The organism is Symbiopectobacterium sp. Eva_TO (genome assembly GCF_053848865.1).
Window position 1 is genome coordinate 49,025 of record NZ_JBSPEY010000006.1, and the last position, 19,153, is coordinate 68,177.

Genomic DNA, 19,153 nt, shown 5'->3' on the forward strand with positions numbered 1-19,153 from the left:
GCGCACACTGCGCGGCGCAACAGTAAGCCGACTGCCAAAACGCTTAGTTGCGGTACAGCACCTTGATGATGTGATAGCCGAACTGGGTTTTTACCGGTCCAAAGGGTTTCAGCAACTCGCAGGAAAATACCGCCTTGTCAAAAGCGGGCACCATATCGCCCTGACGGAACTCACCCAGATTGCCCCCATCCCGTTTGGATGGGCAGGTAGAGTGCTTTTTAGCTAACTGCTGAAAGTCTGCCCCTTGCGCCAATTGGTCCAGTAGATCATTCGCCTGTTGTTCTGTATCGACCAGAATATGCAGTGCAGATGCCGTTTTCGCCATGGGAATACCTTTCATGTGATTAAAAAGCGTGAATTGAACAGGCCTCACGCCGACGCCGATGGCTGGCAATGTAGCACGATGCATGCCTGATGTGGATCGGTAAAGGCGAATCCGGCCATCAAGATCTGCGTGGCTTTCTGCTACAATCGGCTTCCGTTTTTATTACGAGTTGAACGTCATGCGCCTGAATCCCAGTCAACAACATGCTGTCGAATTTGTCACCGGCCCTTGTCTGGTGCTGGCTGGCGCGGGATCAGGCAAAACGCGCGTTATCACCAACAAGATTGCTCATCTGATCCGTCAGTGCGGCTATCAGGCGCGTCATATCGCCGCAGTGACCTTTACCAACAAGGCTGCGCGTGAAATGAAAACGCGCGTGGCGCAGACCTTAGGGCGCAAGGAGACGCGTGGGTTGCTGATCGCCACCTTTCACACCCTGGGGTTGGCGGTCATTAAACGGGAATATGCCGCGTTGGGCATGAAGGCGAACTTCTCGCTGTTTGACGATCAGGATCAGGCCGCCCTGCTCAATGAACTGACAGAAACCTGGTTGGAAGGGGATAAAACCCAGCTACAGCAGTTGACCTCCACCATTTCCAACTGGAAAAACGATCTGATGGACCCGACGCAGGCGGCGGCATCGGCGCAGTCGGAGCGCGATAAGCTGTTTGCGCACTGTTATGGTCTGTATCACGACCACTTGCGCGCCTGTAACGTACTGGATTTTGACGATCTGATCCTGTTGCCAACGCTGCTGTTCAAGCGCAATGAAGAGGTGCGTGAGCGCTGGCAAAACCGCTTGCGCTACCTGCTGGTGGATGAGTATCAGGACACCAACACCAGCCAGTATGAGCTGATCAAACTGCTGGTTGGTGCACGTGCACGCTTTACCGTGGTCGGCGATGACGATCAATCCATCTACTCTTGGCGCGGTGCCCGTCCGCAAAACCTGGTACTGCTTTCACAGGATTTCCCTCAGCTTGAAGTGATCAAGCTGGAGCAAAATTACCGTTCTTCGGGCCGTATTCTCAAAGCGGCCAATATCCTGATCGCCAATAACCCACACGTATTTGAAAAAAAACTCTTTTCGGAATTGGGTTACGGCAGTGAACTGAAGGTGATCACCGCCAACAACGAAGACCACGAGGCGGAACGGGTGGTGGGCGAACTGATTGCCCATCACTTTATCAACAAGACGCAGTACAGTGACTATGCCATCCTCTATCGTGGCAACCATCAGTCGCGACTGTTCGAAAAGATGCTGATGCAAAACCGCATTCCCTATCGCATCTCTGGCGGTACCTCCTTCTTTTCTCGTCCGGAAATCAAAGATCTGTTGGCCTATCTGCGCGTTTTGACCAACGCGGATGACGACAGCGCCTTTCTACGCATCGTCAACACCCCTAAGCGTGAAATCGGCCCCGCGACGCTACAGAAACTGGGTGAGTGGGCCAATGTGCGCAACAAAAGCCTGTTTACCGCCAGTTTTGATTTAGGGCTGGAAGCACACCTGTCTGGCCGTGGGTTGTCCTCACTGCAACGTTTTACTCACTGGATGCGGGAAATTGCCCAGCAGGCTGAGCGAGAACCGGTGGCGGCGGTGCGCGACCTCATTCACGGGCTGGATTATGAAAGCTGGCTGTATGAAACCTCAACCAGCCCGAAAGCAGCGGAAATGCGTATGAAAAACGTCAATCAGCTGTTTAGCTGGATGACGGAAATGCTGGCAGGCTCGGAGCTCGATGAACCGATGACGCTGACACAGGTGGTAACGAGGTTCACCCTGCGCGATATGATGGAGCGCGGCGAAAGCGAAGAAGAGGTGGATCAGGTGCAGCTGATGACCCTGCACGCCTCAAAAGGGTTGGAATTTCCCTATGTGTATCTGGTGGGGATGGAGGAGGGACTACTGCCGCACCAGAGCAGCATTGATGAAGATAATGTCGATGAAGAGCGTCGCCTGGCGTATGTCGGTATCACACGGGCGCAACGTGAGCTGGTTTTTACCCTGTGCAAAGAGCGTCGCCAGTATGGCGAACTGGTGCTGCCAGAACCCAGCCGTTTCTTGCTGGAACTGCCGCAGGACGATATGCAATGGGAAACAGCGCGCAAAGTGGTCAGCGCGCAAGAGCGGATGCAAAAGGGGCAAAGCCATCTGGCGAATCTGCGCGCGCAGCTGGCGCAGGCGCGCGATAAGGAGTAATACCGCTGTTACGGCGTGGCTTCCTCAATCACCAATGGCCAGTGGACATAGCCCTGCCAACGGCTTTCCTGTTCCAGCGCTTCTGCGCGCAGGGGATGGGCGGCCAGCCAGCCAGCAGGTAGCTGGATGTGCAGGGTATCGCCGTCCGCCCGCAAGATGCTGTCAGGCAAGGTGTCATCACGGCGACGGCTAGCGAAAATAATCGCCAGTCGCAACAAACGGCATAAGCGCTGCGCAGGCAGTACGGGTACGGCGTTTTGCTGATTTAATGACTGAAGATCGAGCGCACCACTCTGATTTAACACCAGAATAGCCAGCAGTTTTTTCTGTGCCGGTGTGAAGCCGGGAAGATCGCTGTTGCGTATGAGATAGGCGGCGTGTTGCGGAGCATTGCGAAAATCAATGGCCAGACCGATTTCATGCAGAAAACCGGCTCTGTGCAGCAACTCGCGACATCGGTGATCCAACGGCCAATCCTGCGCCAGTTGGTGCAGGAAATTGTCGGCTAATGTGCTGACGCGCTGGCCCTGTTCACCGTCTAACAGGTAGCGGCGTTGCAGATTGAGCAGCGTGCGCTGGCGAATATCCTGCTCTACGGGCAGGTGCAGCATCCCGTATACCAAGCCTTCGCGCAGTGCGCCACCGGCCAATGTCATACTCTGAATGCCAAGTTCCTGGAAAATCGCCAACAGAATGGACAATCCGCTGGGGAACACCAGCGCCCGCTCTAACGTCAGGCCGTCAATTTCCAGTTCTTCCAGCTTATGGCACGCAATGGCATGCTCTTTCAGGGCGCACAGCTTGTCAAGCGTAATCTGCTCGTCCATGCCCGCGGCGACCATAATCTCTTGCAACGCTTGTACGGTGCCGGATGCGCCCACGCACACTTGCCACCCCTGCGCACGCAGTTGGGCGGCCACGGGGCGTATCATGTCACCGGCAGCCTGTTCAGCACGGGCAAAATTTTCCGCTGTCAGGGTGCGATCGCTGAAATAACGCTCCAGCCAGGTCACGCATCCCGTGGGTAAACTGAGTAACTGTGTGGCCTGTGTGGCGGTTCCGGTCGCCAGTTCGGTACTGCCACCGCCGATATCCACCACCAGACGTTGTTCCGGACCGCCAGTGGTGTGGGCCACGCCCTGATAAATCAGGCGCGCTTCCTCTTCACCGCTGATGACTTGAATCGGCAAACCCAGGATCTGCTGCGCCTGCGCCAGAAATTCATCGGCATTGGTGGCAAGCCGCAGGGTCGCCGTCGCAACAACGCGGGTTTGCTTCTGAGGGATATCCTGCAAGCGTTCGGAAAACAGGCGCAAGCACTGCCAGCCGCGCTGCATGGCTTCCTGTGACAAGCGGTTATCACGATCCAGTCCCGCAGCCAAACGCACTTTACGTTTAATGCGCGCTAGCGTTTGAATGCTGCCAGCGCTCTCCCGCACCACCAGCATATGGAAGCTGTTCGAGCCCAGATCGATCGCCGCATACAGCGAGGAAGCATTTAGCATGGATGCTTAACTCGGTCTTTTACGGTTGCCGCGCGGTGCGCCGCTACGACGTGGCGGGCCACTGCGACGCCGGCCATTGCTGGTGCGCGTGCGGGGCAAGCGCTTCGGCACGGGCAGATTGGTCATCAGCGCATCACTATCGTATTTGCTCAACGGGATTGAATGGCCCGTATATTGCTCAATGGCAGGCAGGTTCAGCGCATACTCTTCACAGGCCAGGCTGATGGAGAAACCGCTGGCACCGGCACGTCCGGTACGGCCGATGCGGTGCACATAGTCTTCGCAATCGTCCGGCAAGTCATAGTTGAATACGTGAGTGACAGACGGAATATGCAGACCGCGCGCCGCAACATCGGTGGCGACCAGAATATCCAGATTGCCCTGCGTGAAGTCATCCAGAATGCGCAGGCGTTTTTTCTGCGCTACGTCGCCAGTCAGCAGACCAACGCGATGGCCGTCCGCAGCCAGATGGCCCCAGATGTCTTCGCAGCGGTGCTTAGTGTTAGCGAAGATGATGCAGCGGTCCGGCCACTCTTCTTCCAGCAACGTTTGCAGCAGGCGCATCTTCTCTTCGTTTGACGGATAGAACAGCTCTTCCTTGATGCGGTGCCCGGTTTTCTGCTCCGGCTCTACTTCAACGTACTCGGCGTTGTTCATCTGTTCAAACGCCAACTCACGCACACGGTATGACAGCGTGGCGGAGAACAGCATGTTCAGGCGCTGCGTTACCGGCGGCATGCGGCGGAACAGCCAGCGAATATCTTTGATAAAGCCCAGATCGTACATTCTGTCGGCTTCATCCAGCACCACAACCTGAATGGCGCCAAGGTTAATGTGATTCTGCTTGGCGTAGTCGATCAAGCGGCCTGTGGTACCGATCAGGATATCAACACCCTGCTCCAGCACTTTAAGCTGCTTATCGTAACCGTCTCCGCCGTAAGCCAGACCCAGTTTCAAGCCTGTCGATTCTGACAGCGCCTGTGCATCCGCGTGGATTTGCACGGCCAACTCGCGAGTGGGTGCCATGATCAGCGCGTGCGGCTGGTTGGTTTGACGCTCTGCCGAAGCAGGATGCGACAAGATATGGTGGAAAGTAGACGCCAGAAATGCCAGCGTCTTGCCAGTTCCGGTTTGCGCCTGACCCGCGACGTCCCGGCCATCAAGGGCGAGAGGTAGTGCGAGTGCTTGGATGGGCGTGCAGTTATAAAACCCTTTATTTTCAAGGGCTTTGATTACCTGCGGGTGCAGCGCGAAGTCGGAAAACTTCTGTTCAGTCAAGTGTGTTTTGCTCATAGTGTGGTAGAATATCAGCTAACTATTGCTTTACGAAAGCATATACAGTGAAATAAAGTCAAGCTTTGTTGGTTAATGCTACACCAACTCGCTAAAGATAATCCTGCGGAGTAAAAAATGAGCGATAAAATTATTCACCTGACAGACGACAGCTTCGAAACGGACGTGTTGCAGGCCGAAGGGGCAACACTGGTTGATTTTTGGGCCGAATGGTGTGGTCCCTGCAAAATGATCGCTCCCATTCTCGATGAAATCGCTGATGAATTCGAAGGTCGCATCACCGTTGCCAAACTTAACATTGATGAAAATCCGGCGACTGCGCCGAAATACGGCATCCGTGGTATCCCGACCCTGCTGCTGTTCAAGAACGGTGAAGTGGCGGCAACGAAAGTAGGCGCGCTGTCCAAAGGTCAGTTGAAAGAGTTTTTGAACACCAATCTGTAATACCTGATAGATTTATCAACGCTATTTCATCGCACAAAGCGGTCAGTGTGGATTTCTCGTATTGACTGCTTGCCGCACGTCATGAAGCGTGCTAGATTCATCAGTACTGCATATCGTACTTGCCTATGTTTAAGCCTCACAGGCTTAAACCTTAAAGTTTGAATCTATAGCATTACTCGCTGTCTATACCTTAACGCTGCCCGTTCGTGACAACAAATCGCACAAACACGGCATAAGAATCCGTAGCGTGGTCAGGCAATCTAAAAGTATTACATTAATTGGTTTCAGGTGTCTTCGATCTCTTGCCGTCGTTTTGTATCGGGCTTGCGTGGTCAACGTGTAACACGTTCACGTATCAAGCCAAACGGAATGGTGTGATTGAGGGCGGTATATGATAGTGGCACGTTGACCCTTGCCATCCCATTCACGTTAATTGTTCGAGATTTACCCCGAGTTTAAGAACCCACCACTATGAATCTTACCGAATTAAAGAATACGCCAGTTTCTGAGTTAATTACTCTTGGCGAAAACATGGGGCTGGAAAACCAGGCTCGTATGCGTAAGCAGGATATTATTTTCGCCATTTTGAAGCAGCACGCAAAAAGTGGCGAAGATATTTTCGGCGATGGCGTGCTGGAAATCTTGCAGGATGGTTTCGGTTTCCTCCGCTCCGCAGACAGCTCCTACCTCGCCGGCCCTGATGATATCTACGTTTCTCCCAGCCAAATCCGCCGTTTTAATCTTCGTACTGGTGACACCATTTCAGGCAAGATTCGTCCTCCCAAAGAAGGGGAACGCTACTTTGCCTTGTTGAAAGTCAACGAAGTCAATTACGACAAACCTGAAAACGCCCGCAACAAGATCCTGTTTGAAAACCTCACTCCGCTGCATGCCAACTCACGTTTGCGTATGGAGCGCGGTAATGGTTCAACTGAAGACCTGACAGCACGCGTATTGGATTTGGCGTCTCCGATTGGCCGTGGTCAACGTGGTTTGATCGTGGCACCACCGAAAGCTGGTAAAACCATGCTGCTGCAAAATATTGCACAGAGCATCGCGTATAATCACCCTGATTGCGTGCTGATGGTACTGCTTATCGACGAACGTCCGGAAGAAGTGACCGAGATGCAACGTCTGGTGAAAGGGGAAGTGGTGGCGTCTACCTTTGACGAGCCTGCCTCTCGCCACGTTCAGGTTGCTGAAATGGTGATTGAAAAGGCCAAGCGCCTGGTCGAGCACAAAAAAGACGTTATCATCCTGCTGGACTCCATCACCCGTCTGGCGCGTGCCTACAACACCGTGGTTCCGGCGTCTGGCAAAGTGCTGACCGGTGGTGTGGATGCCAACGCCCTGCACCGTCCGAAACGCTTCTTTGGTGCTGCGCGTAACGTGGAAGAAGGCGGTAGCCTGACCATTATCGCCACCGCGCTGGTAGATACCGGCTCGAAGATGGACGAAGTGATTTACGAAGAGTTTAAAGGTACAGGTAACATGGAACTGCATCTGGCGCGTAAAATCGCTGAGAAGCGAGTGTTCCCGGCTATCGACTACAACCGTTCCGGTACGCGTAAAGAAGAGCTGCTTACCACCTCCGAAGAGCTGCAAAAAATGTGGATCCTGCGCAAAATCATTCACCCGATGGGCGAGATCGATGCAATGGAGTTCCTGATCAACAAGTTGGCGATGACCAAAACCAACGATGAATTCTTCGACATGATGAAGCGTTCATAAGCAGGCAGTGTTCTCGGGGAAAACGCCACGCGGGTCGTGGCGTTTTTTTTTAGGAATTTACCGACCTTTACACTACAGGGTGTTTTTCCAGAGTATTCTAGGATATCCCGGCGTCATGCTTTCCGTTATGGTACGCATTGATTTGATGGCGTCATCATAACCCCGTTGCGAGTGCCTGCCCTGTGCATGCCCGCGCGATACCGTCGGCCGCATAATGATGTGATGGTGAACGGCCCTGTTATCGCGAACCATGCTTCGCCGTGCCAGCCTGCGGCGGCTTGTAGCCATAAACGGTAAACTTACTCGCTATGCGTCTAGAGTTATTATTGATTTTCTTGTTTTCTCTGGCTTTTCTATTCCTGGCCCGTCGCGTGGCGGGGCCGCTAGGTCTTGTCGATCGTCCCAATCAGCGTAAACGTCACCAAGGTCTGATCCCGCTGGTGGGGGGCATTTCCGTTTATGCTGGCCTGTGCTTTACCTTCCTGATTACCGACTACTACATTCCCCATTTCCGTTTTTACCTGCTGTGCGCCGGTATTTTGGTGTTTGTCGGGGCATTAGACGATCGCTTTGATATCAGTGTCAAAATCCGTGCGCTGGTTCAGGCGCTGGTGGCCATCGCCATGATGGTGTTCGCGCATCTCTCATTGCGCAATCTGGGAGAGTTGTTTGGCCCGTGGGATATGGTTCTGGGGCCATTGGGCTATCTGGTGACGCTGTTTGCCGTGTGGGCGGCCATTAACGCGTTTAACATGGTCGACGGCATCGACGGTCTGCTCGGTGGCCTTTCCGTGGTGTCGTTCGGCGCGATGGGTATCCTGCTCTACGGTTACGGTCACCACAATTTGGCGCTGTGGTGCTTTGCCATGATTGCGGCCACGCTGCCGTACATCTTACTCAACCTCGGTTTTTTTGGCCGCCGCTATAAAGTGTTTATGGGTGATGCAGGCAGCACCATGATAGGGTTCACTGCCATCTGGATCCTGATGCAATCCACGCAGGGCAAATACCATCCGATTAATCCGGTAACGGCACTGTGGTTGATCGCCATCCCGCTGATGGACATGGTTGCCATCATGTACCGTCGCTTGCGCCGAGGGATGAGCCCCTTCGCGCCGGATCGTCAGCATATCCATCACTTATTGATGCGCGCAGGGTTTACGCCGCATCAGGCTTTTGTGTTGATCACCGTGGCCGCGGTACTGTTGGCGGGTATCGGCATGGCCGGAGAGTATTTCTCTTTCATTCCTGAATGGGCCATGTTGGTGCTGTTTTTACTGGCCTTTGGGCTTTATGACTATTGCCTGAAACGGGCATGGCGCGTGGCGCGCTTTCTGAAACGCATCAAGCGTCGAGCACACCGTAACGACAATCATCGACACTCAACTTGAAACCACATCACTTTGGGGAAGTAATGAAACACGAAAACCCTGCTAACGGAACCTCTGGCGAAGCACATTACCGCGTGACGACGGGGGCGGCCGATATTGAGAATGAACTGGACATTCGTGGCCTGTGCGGTGCGTTGTGGAGAGGCAAATTCTGGATTGCCGGCGTAGCGCTGGCTTTCGCGCTGGTGGCGTTAGGGTATTCCTATCTTGCTCGCCAAGAGTGGAGCGCTATGGCAATAACGGACCGGCCTGGCGTTACGCTGCTGGGCGGTTATTATCCGCAACAGCAGTTCTTACGTAATCTGGATGCCAAAGCTTTTGCGTCATTGCCGCCCGAAGCGCTGTCGGTGTCGGCCAAGGTTTACGACGAGTTTGTCATGCAGGTTGCCGCGTATGATACCCGGCGCGATTTCTGGCTACAGAGCGACTACTATAAATCGCATCAGGAAGGTGATGCCAAAGCGGATGCGGCCTTGCTGGACGATCTGATCGCCGACATCCAGTTTACCCCGCGTGACGACGGTAAAAAGACCTTCGACAGCGTGCGCCTGACGGCGGACAACGCGCCTGCCGCCAATCGCCTATTGCGCGACTATATCGAATTTGCCAGTCAGCGCGCCGCACTGCACCTTAACGGTGAGCTGAAAGGCGCCTGGGCGGCACGTAAGGTCTTTTTACAGTCGCAGATTCAGTGTCAGGAAGCGGTCGCGCAGGCGATTTTCGATCGCGACCTGAATAGCGTGAAGATGGCGCTAAAAATTGCGCAACAGCAGGGGATAAGCCGCAGCCAGACCGATACCCCCGCGGAAGAATTGCCGCCTTCAGAACTTTTCCTGTTGGGGCGTCCGATGTTACAGGCGCAATTGCAGTCCTTGCAGGCCAGTGGGCCGCGCTTCGACATCGATTATGACCAAAATCGCGCCATGTTGGCGACGTTAAGCGTTGAGCCAACGCTTGATGCGGCATTGCAGACTTACCGTTATCTGCGCACGCCGGAGGAGCCGGTGAAGCGAGACAGTCCGCGTCGCCTGTTCTTAATGGTGATGTGGGGCGCTATCGGTGCATTAACCGGGGCGGGCATTGCATTGGTTCGCTGTAAACCTCAGCGGCGGATGGATTGACCGTTTATGCCGCCTGAAAGGGCAGCCCCTAACCTGATGAAAGAGATTCATAGTGAAAGTGTTGACTATTTTCGGCACCCGTCCAGAAGCCATCAAAATGGCCCCTCTGGTTTATGCCCTGGCTCAAGATGAAGCCTTTGAATCGAAAATATGCGTAACAGCCCAGCACCGGGATATGCTGGATCAGGTGCTGCGTTTATTTGCTATTACGCCGGATTATGATTTGAACATTATGCAGCCGGGCCAGGGGCTGAGTGAGGTCACTTGCCGCATTCTGGAAGGACTGGAACCGGTATTGACGGCGTTCAAACCCGATCTGGTGCTGGTGCATGGTGATACCACCACCACACTGGCCGCCAGCCTTGCGGCGCTGTATCAGCGTATTCCCGTCGCTCATGTGGAGGCCGGGTTGCGCACGGCCAATCTCTATTCTCCTTGGCCTGAAGAGGCCAACCGTAAGCTGACCGGCCATTTGGCGACGTATCACTTTGCGCCAACCGAGCGGGCGCGTGATAACCTGCTGCGGGAAAACCTCAGCGACCGGCAGATCCTGGTGACGGGAAATACGGTTATCGATGCGCTGTTCTGGGTGCGCGATCGTATTCTTGGCGATGAAACATTGCGCCACTCCCTGGATACCCACTACGGTTTTCTGGATGCGAATAAAAAACTGATTCTGGTCACCGGGCATCGCCGTGAAAACTTTGGCGGCGGGTTCGAGCGTATTTGCACGGCGTTGGCGAGCATTGCCCGTCGCCACCCGGAGGCGCAGATTCTGTATCCCGTGCACCTGAATCCGAATGTGCGTGAGCCGGTAAATCGTATTTTAAGCGGCATTGATAACGTGTTTCTGATCGCGCCGCAGGAGTACTTGCCGTTTGTTTACCTGATGAACCGGTCGTACCTGATTTTAACCGATTCTGGCGGTATTCAGGAGGAGGCCCCCTCGCTGGGCGTGCCCGTGTTGGTGATGCGCGAGACAACAGAGCGGCCAGAGGCCGTGGACGCGGGAACGGTGCGGTTGGTTGGCACAGAGGTGGCGACGATTCTGGACGCGGTGTCGCAACTGCTGACCGACAATGCAGCGTATCAGGCCATGAGCCGGGCGCATAACCCGTTCGGTGACGGCACCGCCTGTCAGCGTATTATTGCCGCACTGAAGAACCCTTTAGTTACACGACAATGAGCAACACCATGACAACTAACGCAATGACAATCAATAAAATAGTGGTGGTTGGGCTGGGCTATATCGGTCTGCCGACCGCAGCCGCGTTTGCCTCACGGAAAAAACAGGTGATTGGCGTGGATGTTAATCGCCACGCAGTGGAAACCATCAATCGCGGTGAGATTCATATCGTTGAACCCGATCTGGGGGCCATGGTTAAGGCCGCTGTGGAAAACGGTTATTTGACGGCAACGCACAAACCCGAGGCGGCCGATGCCTTTCTGATCGCTGTGCCGACGCCGTTTAAAGAGGGGCACGAACCGGATTTGAGCTATGTACAGGCCGCGGCAGCGGCGATTGCACCGGTACTGCAACCCGGCGCGCTGGTGGTGCTTGAATCCACCTGTCCCGTTGGCGCGACGGAGCAGATGGCGGCGTGGCTGGCCGACACCCGGCCCGATCTGACCTTCCCGCAGCACGCCGGGGACGATGCCGATATTCACATCGCTTACTGCCCGGAGCGGGTATTGCCTGGGCAGGTCGTGGTGGAACTTGTGAAAAATGACCGGGTGATTGGCGGCATGACGCCAGCCTGTGCCGCGCACGCCAGCGCGTTGTACAAGATTTTTCTTGAAGGTGAGTGCGTTGAAACTGACGCGCGCACGGCCGAGATGTGTAAACTGACGGAAAACAGCTTCCGTGACGTGAATATCGCCTTTGCCAACGAGCTGTCGCTGATTTGCGCTGAACAGGGTATCAACGTATGGGAATTGATTCGTCTGGCGAATCGTCACCCGCGTGTGAATATCCTTCAGCCCGGCCCCGGCGTTGGCGGTCATTGCATCGCGGTAGACCCGTGGTTTATCGTGGCGCAAAATCCGCAGCTGGCGCGTTTGATACACACGGCGCGGTTGGTGAACGACGGTAAGCCGTTGTGGGTGGTCGATCGCGTCAAAATGGCGGTAGCGGATTGTCTGGTGCAGAGCGGCAAACGCGCCAGTGACGTGACCATCGCCTGTTTTGGGCTGGCGTTTAAGCCGGATATTGACGATTTGCGCGAAAGCCCGGCGGTCTGGATTACCGAAATGATTGCGCAGTGGCACAGCGGCACGACACTTGCCGTGGAGCCGAATGTGACTGCGTTGCCGCCACGTTTGACCGGGTTGGTTACGTTGACGGAATTGTCGACGGCGTTGCGTGAGGCGGATGTGGTGGTGATGCTGGTCGATCACCGTGCATTCCGCGCGATAGAATCTGAAAAGATAAAACAACAGTGGATTGTAGACACGAAAGGAGTATGGCGTTGAAACGTATTTTGGTGACAGGCGGCGCAGGGTTTATTGGCTCCGCGCTGGTACGCTATCTGGTAACGGAAACGCAAGACAGCGTCGTGGTGGTCGATAAGCTGACATATGCCGGTAATCTGGCATCATTGGCGCCGGTGGCGGCCAGCGATCGTTTTGCGTTCGAGCAGGTTGATATCTGCGATCGTCCCGCGTTGGATCGGGTATTTGCCACGTATCAGCCGGATTTGGTGATGCATCTGGCGGCGGAAAGTCACGTTGACCGCTCGATCGATGGTCCGGCGGCGTTTATTGAAACCAATATCGTCGGTACCTATCAGATGCTGGAAGCAGCGCGCCACTACTGGAACGCGCTGGATGGCGAGAAAAAAGCGGCTTTCCGTTTCCATCATATTTCTACCGATGAGGTGTTTGGCGATCTGCATGGTACGGACGATCTGTTCACCGAAACCACGCCGTATGCGCCCAGCAGCCCTTATTCCGCATCCAAAGCCTCCAGCGACCATCTGGTGCGTGCCTGGATGCGCACCTATGGGCTGCCGACGATCATCACCAACTGCTCCAATAACTACGGTCCTTACCACTTCCCGGAAAAATTGATTCCATTGATGATCCTCAACGCAATATCCGGTAAGCCGCTGCCCGTGTATGGCAACGGTGCGCAGATCCGTGACTGGCTGTTTGTTCAAGATCATGCGCGTGCGCTTTACCGCGTGGTGACGGCGGGTGAAATCGAGGAAACATACAATATCGGCGGTCATAACGAGCGTAAAAACCTCGACGTGGTGCATGCCCTGTGCGATCTGCTGGAAGAACTGGCACCGCAAAAACCAGCGGGTGTAACCCATTATCGCGATTTGATTACTTACGTGACTGATCGACCCGGACATGACATGCGTTATGCCATCGATGCCAGCAAAATGGCGCGGGAGCTGGGTTGGAAACCACAGGAAACGTTTGAAACCGGCATGCGTAAAACGGTGTTGTGGTATCTGAACAACGAAGCCTGGTGGCGCAGTGTGCAGGATGGCTCCTATACCGGAGAACGGTTGGGGCTGGACGCATAATCGACGCGTTTGTCGTGCCCGTGTGTCAGTAACAGCAGCGTGCAGGCCATTACAGGAGAGGCGATGAAAGCGACGATCCGTGCGCATCTGATGCCGTTAGCGTGGGAAAGCGATTTTTTCGCCCTCCCCAGCGTGCGCCTGTCGTTCAGTGATGATGCGCCAGTGCTAACATCTGAGGCGTTGACCACGTATGCCGTGGTGCAAGCCAAGGTCGCTGCCAGCGATCTGGCGACGATCGATGCGCTCTCTGCCGGAGGTTTCCAACTGGCAGAGAGCGAAGTGGATTTTTGCCTGCCCATCGATTCTGTCGAGGCGGTGCTTCCGGCCTGGCGCGTGGCGGCTACCGCAGATATTGCGCTGCTGCGTGATGCCGCTTCGCGCGTTTTTTCGCAGAGTCGATTTCGCACACCCTGGTATCACGCTGCGGACAGCAGGCGTTTTTATGCGCAATGGGTGGAAAACGCGGTACGTGGCACCTTTGACGATGTTTGCCTGATTGCACACGACGCGCAGGGCGCGCCGCTTGGTTGGGTAACACTGCGCCAAACGCAGACGGACCAGGCGCGCATCGGCCTTCTGGCCGCGTGGCCGGGCACTTCCGGTGGGGTGGGCATGCTGCTTATGGCACTGGCAAGGCACTGGTGCCAACAGCGGCACGTGGCGCACCTGTGGGTTGCTACGCAGTTGGGTAATACGCGCGCTCTGCGCCTTTATCAACGCTCTGGCGCGCAGATTCATGACACGGCGCATTGGTTTTACAGGAGACCGCATGATTCCCTTTAACGCTCCCCCGGTTGTGGGTACCGAACTGGACTATATGCAGGCCGCCATGAGCAGCGGCAAGCTGTGTGGTGACGGCGGTTTTACTCGCCGCTGCCAGCAATGGCTGGAGCACTATTCTGGCAGCAAGAAGGTGTTATTGACCCCCTCCTGTACCGCATCGCTGGAAATGGCAGCCATCCTGCTGGATATTCAGCCGGGGGATGAAGTGATCATGCCCAGCTACACTTTCGTTTCCACCGCCAATGCCTTTGTACTGCGTGGGGCAACCATCGTTTATGTCGATGTACGCCCGGATACGCTGAACATCGATGAAAGCAAAATTGAAGCGGCGATTACCGACAAAACCCGTGCCATCGTGCCGGTGCACTATGCCGGTGTGGCGTGCGAGATGGACGCCATTATGGCGCTGGCGGAAAAGTACGAGCTATGGGTAGTGGAGGATGCCGCGCAAGGGGTGATGGCGCGCTACAAAGGGCGTCCGTTGGGGGCGATTGGTCATATTGGCTGCTTCAGTTTTCACGAAACCAAAAACTACACGTCCGGCGGAGAAGGCGGTGCCACACTCATCAACGACCCCACGTTGGTTGAGCGGGCGGAAATCATCCGCGAGAAAGGCACCAACCGCAGCCAGTTCTTTCGCGGTCAGGCCGATAAATATACCTGGCGCGATATTGGTTCCAGCTACCTGATGGCAGATATTCAGGCTGCCTACCTTTGGGGGCAGTTGGAAGCCGCCGGGCGCATCAACGAACGACGTTTGCGCCTGTGGCATAACTATTATGATGCCTTCCGCCCGTTGGCGGAGGCTGGGCGCGTCACGCTGCCCACGCTGCCGGCACACTGCCAGCACAATGCGCACCTGTTTTACCTCAAGCTGCGCGATATTGACGATCGCGCCGCGTTTATTCATGACATGAAGGATGCAGACATCCTGACGGTGTTTCACTATATTCCGCTGCATACTTCTCCCGCGGGGCTGCGCTTCGGGCGTTTTTCCGGTGAGGATCGTTACACCACGCGGGAAAGCGAGCGACTCGTCCGGTTGCCGCTGTTTTATAACCTATCAGATGTGAATCAGCGTACGGTGATCAACACCATCCTGAGCTTCTTTTCCTGATATGTCATTGGCAAAAGCGTCCTTATGGACGGCGGGTTCGACGATGGTCAAAATCGCCATTGGCCTGGTGGTTATCAAATTGCTGGCAGTGGCCTTCGGCCCGAGCGGCGTGGGGCTGGCGGGGAATTACCGCCAACTGATCACGGTGTTGGGCGTGCTGTCAGGCGCGGGAATATTTAATGGTGTGATCATGCTGGTGGCGCGCCATCAGCAGCAGCCTGAGCCGTTGCAACAGGTTTTGGGGACGTCAGCGACGCTTATTGCGCTCTTTTCATCGGCGTTAGCGCTCCTCTTTGTGCTGGCGGCAGGGCCGATAGCCACGGTGCTGTTTGGCGATGATCGCTATCGTGACGTGATCCGACTGCTGGCGTTGCTGCAAATGGGCATTGCCTGTGCCAACTTCTTTTTGGCTATCCTGAAAGGGTATCGGGACGCACAGGGCAATGCGCTGGCGATTGTCGGGGGCAGCCTGATTGGGCTGGTGGCGTTTGTTGCCTGCTTTCTGCTGGGGGGCTACGCTGGTGCGCTGGTAGGGCTGGCGCTGGTACCGGCGTTGATCTCGCTGCCCGCCGGTGTGTTGCTGTTGCGGCGTACCCCTGTGCGTTGGCAGCATTTGCGTCCGGTATGGGATCGTGCGTTCGCCACGCAGTTAGGGAAATTTACCCTGATGGCGGTGATGACGGCGGTAACGGTACCCGTTGCCTATATCATGATGCGTAACGTGCTCGCGGCGCATGCCGGGTGGGATGCGGTCGGCTTGTGGCAGGGAGTGAGCTCGATATCCGATGCTTACCTGCAATTTATCACCGCCGCGTTTTCGGTCTATTTGCTGCCGACGCTGGCGAGATTGCAGGAAAAACCGGCGATTGCGCGAGAGATCGGCCGTGCGTTGCGGTTTGTTATCCCTGCGGTGGCTGCTGTCAGTCTCGCTATTTGGTTACTGCGCGATGTGGCTATCTGGCTGCTGTTTTCCCCGCAGTTTGTGCCGATGCGCGATCTCTTCGCCTGGCAACTGGTGGGCGATGTGATGAAAGTGGGGGCCTATGTCTTTGGTTATCTGGTGATTGCCAAAGCGGCGCTGCGCTTTTATCTGCTGGCGGAATTGAGCCAGTTTCTGTTGCTGAGTGGTTTCTCCCAGTGGTTGATTCCGCGCCACGGCGCATTGGGGGCCACGCAAGCCTATATGTTGACCTATGTGGTTTACTTTTTACTGTGCTGTTGTGTTTTTCTTATTTACCGTAGGCGACCATGACGACACTGATTCACGTTCTGGGATCGGATATCCCACATCATAACCAGACGCTGCTGCGCTTCTTCCATGACGTGCTGGCAACACAACTCCCTACGCCCGTGGTCACGCATTTTATGGTGGTATCCGGTGATGAGGGCTTGCCGCAGGCTTTTCCTGGGTTGACGTTAACCTGCTATGCCGATAAACGTGCGCTGGCGCAGGCGGTGGTGACGCGGGCGCGGGCCGATCGACAGACGCGGTTCTTTTTCCACGGACAGTTTAACCCGTGGATTTGGCTGGCGCTGTTGGGTCGGCGTATCAAACCGGCACAGGCCTATTGGCATGTGTGGGGCGCGGATCTGTATGAAGAGGCCACGCAGTGGAAGCATCGCCTGTTTTACCTGCTGCGTCGCATTGCACAGGGGCGTATCGGTCATGTCTTTGCCACGCGTGGCGATCTGGATTTCTATCGGCAGCGGCATGCGGATGTGCCTGCCTCCTTACTTTATTTCCCCACCAAAATGACCCCGGCGCTGACGGAAGAGACCGTGACCAAACCGCTGGCTGGACCGATGACGGTGCTGGTGGGTAATTCCGGTGATAAGAGCAATCGGCATATCGAAGCGCTGCGTGCCATTCATCAGCAACTGGGGTCGCAGGTGCGGGTGATTGTCCCCATGGGATATCCCGCAAACAATGAAGATTACATCAATCAGGTGGCGCAGGAAGGTGAAACGCTGTTTGGCACGAAGCAGTTCCAGTTGCTGCGTGAACAGTTGGCGTTCGATGATTACCTGAACCTGTTGCGCAGTTGCGATCTCGGCGTATTTATCTTCCCGCGTCAGCAAGGCATAGGTACGCTTTGCCTGCTGATTCAGTGCGGGGTGCCCTTTGTCATCAGCCGGAAGAATCCCTTCTGGCAGGATCTGGCCGAGCAGCATTTACCTGTGCTGTTTTACGGCGATACGTTGACGGAAGCTGTGGTGCGTGAAGCGCAACGTCAGATCGCCAGCGTGGATCAGCGCCGCATCGCGTTCTTCCAGCCTAACTACCAGCGAGGATGGCTCGATGCCTTGACGTTGGCGGCGGAGACGAAACCATGACACAGGGTGAGTTCGGCGGCTTGGTCGTGGTGTATTTGTTTGCCGTCAGTTTTATTCTTTTTTTGACCTGGCAGGAGTTTCGTCGAGTACGATTTAACTTTAACGTACTGTTCTCAATACTGTTTCTTCTGACATTCTATTTCGGTTTTCCCTTTACCTGCCTACTGGCGTTCAAATTCAATGTGGCAGTGGTGCCCGCGACCTATTTACTTCAGGCGCTGCTGTCGGCAGCCGCGTTTTACGCCATCTATTACGTGGCTTATAAAACCCGTCTGCGGGCGCAACGCCGACCGCCCGGCGAACCCTGGCTCATGATGAATCGTGTCGAAACGCACCTGACATGGCTATTGCTGGCGCTGGTGGCAGTGGTGACAGTGGCTATCTTCTTTATCAATAACGGTTTTTTGCTATTCAAACTGCGCACCTATAGTCAGATTTTTTCCAGTGAGGTCTCGGGCGTTGCCCTGAAGCGCTTCTTCTATTTTTTTATCCCCGCCATGCTGGTGGTCTATTTTCTGCACCAAACGCGCCGTGCCTGGCTGCTGTTTCTGGTGGGTACCGTCGGGTTCGGAATACTGACCTACCTGATTGTCGGCGGTACGCGGGCGAATATCATTATCGCTTTTGCCCTGTTCTTGTTTATCGGCATCCAGCGCGGTTGGATCACGCTATGGATGCTGGTCGCGGCGGGGGCGGTGGGCGTGACCGCCATGTTGTGGCTGGCATTAAAGCGCTATAGTCTGGACGTAAGCGGTGCGGAAGCGTTTTACACCTTCCTTTATCTGACACGCGATACCTTCTCGCCGTGGGAAAATTTGGCGCTGCTGTGGCAACACTATGGTGACATCGAATTTCAGGGGCTAGCTCCCATCGTACGTGATTTTTATGTCTTTATTCCGTCCTGGCTGTGGCCCGCTCGTCCCAATCTGGTGCTCAATAGCGCTAATTACTTCACTTGGGAAGTGCTCAATAACCACTCCGGGTTGGCGATTTCGCCTACGTTGCTGGGATCGCTGGTGGTGATGGGCGGTGTGTTGTTTATTCCGCTCGGTGCCATCGTGGTCGGCCTCATCGTCAAGTGGTTTGATGCCCTGTATGAATCGGGTCGTCTCAGCCAGAATCGCTACAGCGCAGCGGTGCTGCAAAGTTTCTGCTTTGGTGCCATCTTTAACCTGATAGTGTTGGTGCGAGAAGGCGGCGATGCTTTTGTGTCGCGCGTGGTGTTTTTTATCCTGGTGTTTGGGCTGTGCGTGCTGGTGGCGAAGCTGCTGTATTGGCTGTTTGAACGTGCGGGCCTGATTCGTCAGCGTTGGACGCGTTCGCATACGGCATCAGTGACCTTGCCCCCCCACACTCCGGATACGCCATAA

At 55.2% G+C, this 19,153-nt stretch carries 16 protein-coding genes; 13 read left to right on the forward strand and 3 right to left on the reverse strand.

Translation table 11 applies throughout. The features are described from left to right. Positions 1-43: 43 nt before the first annotated feature. Positions 44-325, reverse strand: a complete 282-nt coding sequence (ppiC, locus tag ACWWJF_RS27840) for a peptidylprolyl isomerase PpiC (RefSeq protein ID WP_252320717.1) — start codon at positions 323-325, stop codon at positions 44-46. Between the two features lie 178 nt (positions 326-503). On the opposite strand from ppiC, the gene rep reads away from it, so the two are divergent. Beyond that, on the forward strand, positions 504-2,528 hold the full coding sequence (gene rep, locus ACWWJF_RS27845; RefSeq protein WP_455871542.1) for a DNA helicase Rep: 2,025 nt from the start codon (positions 504-506) through the stop codon (positions 2,526-2,528). 8 nt (positions 2,529-2,536) lie between these two features. On the opposite strand, the gene gppA is transcribed toward rep, so the two are convergent. Together gppA and rhlB are read right to left on the reverse strand one after the other, a co-directional pair. After that, complete coding sequence (gene gppA / locus ACWWJF_RS27850) at positions 2,537-4,033, reverse strand: guanosine-5'-triphosphate,3'-diphosphate diphosphatase (protein WP_455871543.1); 1,497 nt, start codon at positions 4,031-4,033, stop codon at positions 2,537-2,539. Between the two features lie 6 nt (positions 4,034-4,039). Continuing rightward, complete coding sequence (gene rhlB, locus ACWWJF_RS27855; RefSeq protein WP_455871544.1) at positions 4,040-5,326, reverse strand: ATP-dependent RNA helicase RhlB; 1,287 nt, start codon at positions 5,324-5,326, stop codon at positions 4,040-4,042. A 117-nt stretch (positions 5,327-5,443) separates the two neighbouring features. On the opposite strand from rhlB, the gene trxA reads away from it, so the two are divergent. From trxA to wzyE, 12 genes are all read left to right on the forward strand, one after another. Next, positions 5,444-5,770, forward strand: a complete 327-nt coding sequence (gene trxA, locus ACWWJF_RS27860; protein ID WP_196908155.1) for a thioredoxin TrxA — start codon at positions 5,444-5,446, stop codon at positions 5,768-5,770. A 471-nt stretch (positions 5,771-6,241) separates the two neighbouring features. Beyond that, complete coding sequence (gene rho / locus ACWWJF_RS27865) at positions 6,242-7,501, forward strand: transcription termination factor Rho (RefSeq protein WP_010283881.1); 1,260 nt, start codon at positions 6,242-6,244, stop codon at positions 7,499-7,501. A gap of 308 nt (positions 7,502-7,809) precedes the next feature. Further along, positions 7,810-8,892, forward strand: coding sequence for a UDP-N-acetylglucosamine--undecaprenyl-phosphate N-acetylglucosaminephosphotransferase (gene wecA / locus ACWWJF_RS27870; RefSeq protein WP_455871545.1), 1,083 nt, complete (start codon positions 7,810-7,812; stop codon positions 8,890-8,892). 23 nt (positions 8,893-8,915) lie between these two features. Then, positions 8,916-10,013, forward strand: coding sequence for an ECA polysaccharide chain length modulation protein (gene wzzE / locus ACWWJF_RS27875; RefSeq protein ID WP_455871546.1), 1,098 nt, complete (start codon positions 8,916-8,918; stop codon positions 10,011-10,013). Between the two features lie 52 nt (positions 10,014-10,065). Further along, complete coding sequence (gene wecB, locus ACWWJF_RS27880) at positions 10,066-11,199, forward strand: non-hydrolyzing UDP-N-acetylglucosamine 2-epimerase (protein ID WP_455871547.1); 1,134 nt, start codon at positions 10,066-10,068, stop codon at positions 11,197-11,199. Between the two features lie 23 nt (positions 11,200-11,222). Further along, entirely contained in the window at positions 11,223-12,485 is a 1,263-nt protein-coding gene (gene wecC, locus ACWWJF_RS27885) for a UDP-N-acetyl-D-mannosamine dehydrogenase (protein ID WP_455871548.1), read from the forward strand. Beyond that, positions 12,476-13,549, forward strand: a complete 1,074-nt coding sequence (gene rffG, locus ACWWJF_RS27890) for a dTDP-glucose 4,6-dehydratase (RefSeq protein ID WP_455871549.1) — start codon at positions 12,476-12,478, stop codon at positions 13,547-13,549. The genes wecC and rffG overlap by 10 nt, the downstream gene beginning before the upstream one ends. Positions 13,550-13,612: 63 nt before the next feature. Next, complete coding sequence (rffC, locus tag ACWWJF_RS27895; RefSeq protein WP_455871550.1) at positions 13,613-14,332, forward strand: dTDP-4-amino-4,6-dideoxy-D-galactose acyltransferase; 720 nt, start codon at positions 13,613-13,615, stop codon at positions 14,330-14,332. Next, positions 14,319-15,449 carry a dTDP-4-amino-4,6-dideoxygalactose transaminase gene (gene rffA, locus ACWWJF_RS27900; protein ID WP_455871583.1) on the forward strand — a complete coding sequence of 377 codons (1,131 nt, stop codon included), beginning with the start codon at positions 14,319-14,321 and terminating at the stop codon, positions 15,447-15,449. Before rffC ends, rffA begins: the two co-directional genes overlap by 14 nt. Before the next feature lies 1 nt (position 15,450). Continuing rightward, the gene (gene wzxE, locus ACWWJF_RS27905) at positions 15,451-16,701 is read left to right on the forward strand and encodes a lipid III flippase WzxE (RefSeq protein ID WP_455871551.1); all 1,251 of its coding nucleotides are present in this window, start codon (positions 15,451-15,453) and stop codon (positions 16,699-16,701) included. Continuing rightward, positions 16,698-17,783 (forward strand): TDP-N-acetylfucosamine:lipid II N-acetylfucosaminyltransferase, encoded by a 1,086-nt coding sequence (locus ACWWJF_RS27910; RefSeq protein ID WP_455871552.1) that lies wholly within the window; start codon positions 16,698-16,700, stop codon positions 17,781-17,783. The genes wzxE and ACWWJF_RS27910 overlap by 4 nt, the downstream gene beginning before the upstream one ends. Next, entirely contained in the window at positions 17,780-19,153 is a 1,374-nt protein-coding gene (gene wzyE, locus ACWWJF_RS27915) for an ECA oligosaccharide polymerase (RefSeq protein ID WP_455871553.1), read from the forward strand. Before ACWWJF_RS27910 ends, wzyE begins: the two co-directional genes overlap by 4 nt.

Bases quoted from the DNA above. Each gene is read 5' to 3' on its own strand.
- ppiC (WP_252320717.1), bottom strand. From the start codon at position 325: ATGGCGAAAACGGCATCTGCACTGCATATTCTGGTCGATACAGAACAA.
- rep (WP_455871542.1), top strand. From the start codon at position 504: ATGCGCCTGAATCCCAGTCAACAACATGCTGTCGAATTTGTCACCGGC.
- gppA (WP_455871543.1), bottom strand. From the start codon at position 4,033: ATGCTAAATGCTTCCTCGCTGTATGCGGCGATCGATCTGGGCTCGAAC.
- rhlB (WP_455871544.1), bottom strand. From the start codon at position 5,326: ATGAGCAAAACACACTTGACTGAACAGAAGTTTTCCGACTTCGCGCTG.
- trxA (WP_196908155.1), top strand. From the start codon at position 5,444: ATGAGCGATAAAATTATTCACCTGACAGACGACAGCTTCGAAACGGAC.
- rho (WP_010283881.1), top strand. From the start codon at position 6,242: ATGAATCTTACCGAATTAAAGAATACGCCAGTTTCTGAGTTAATTACT.
- wecA (WP_455871545.1), top strand. From the start codon at position 7,810: ATGCGTCTAGAGTTATTATTGATTTTCTTGTTTTCTCTGGCTTTTCTA.
- wzzE (WP_455871546.1), top strand. From the start codon at position 8,916: ATGAAACACGAAAACCCTGCTAACGGAACCTCTGGCGAAGCACATTAC.
- wecC (WP_455871548.1), top strand. From the start codon at position 11,223: ATGACAATCAATAAAATAGTGGTGGTTGGGCTGGGCTATATCGGTCTG.
- rffG (WP_455871549.1), top strand. From the start codon at position 12,476: ATGGCGTTGAAACGTATTTTGGTGACAGGCGGCGCAGGGTTTATTGGC.
- rffC (WP_455871550.1), top strand. From the start codon at position 13,613: ATGAAAGCGACGATCCGTGCGCATCTGATGCCGTTAGCGTGGGAAAGC.
- rffA (WP_455871583.1), top strand. From the start codon at position 14,319: ATGATTCCCTTTAACGCTCCCCCGGTTGTGGGTACCGAACTGGACTAT.
- wzxE (WP_455871551.1), top strand. From the start codon at position 15,451: ATGTCATTGGCAAAAGCGTCCTTATGGACGGCGGGTTCGACGATGGTC.
- ACWWJF_RS27910 (WP_455871552.1), top strand. From the start codon at position 16,698: ATGACGACACTGATTCACGTTCTGGGATCGGATATCCCACATCATAAC.
- wzyE (WP_455871553.1), top strand. From the start codon at position 17,780: ATGACACAGGGTGAGTTCGGCGGCTTGGTCGTGGTGTATTTGTTTGCC.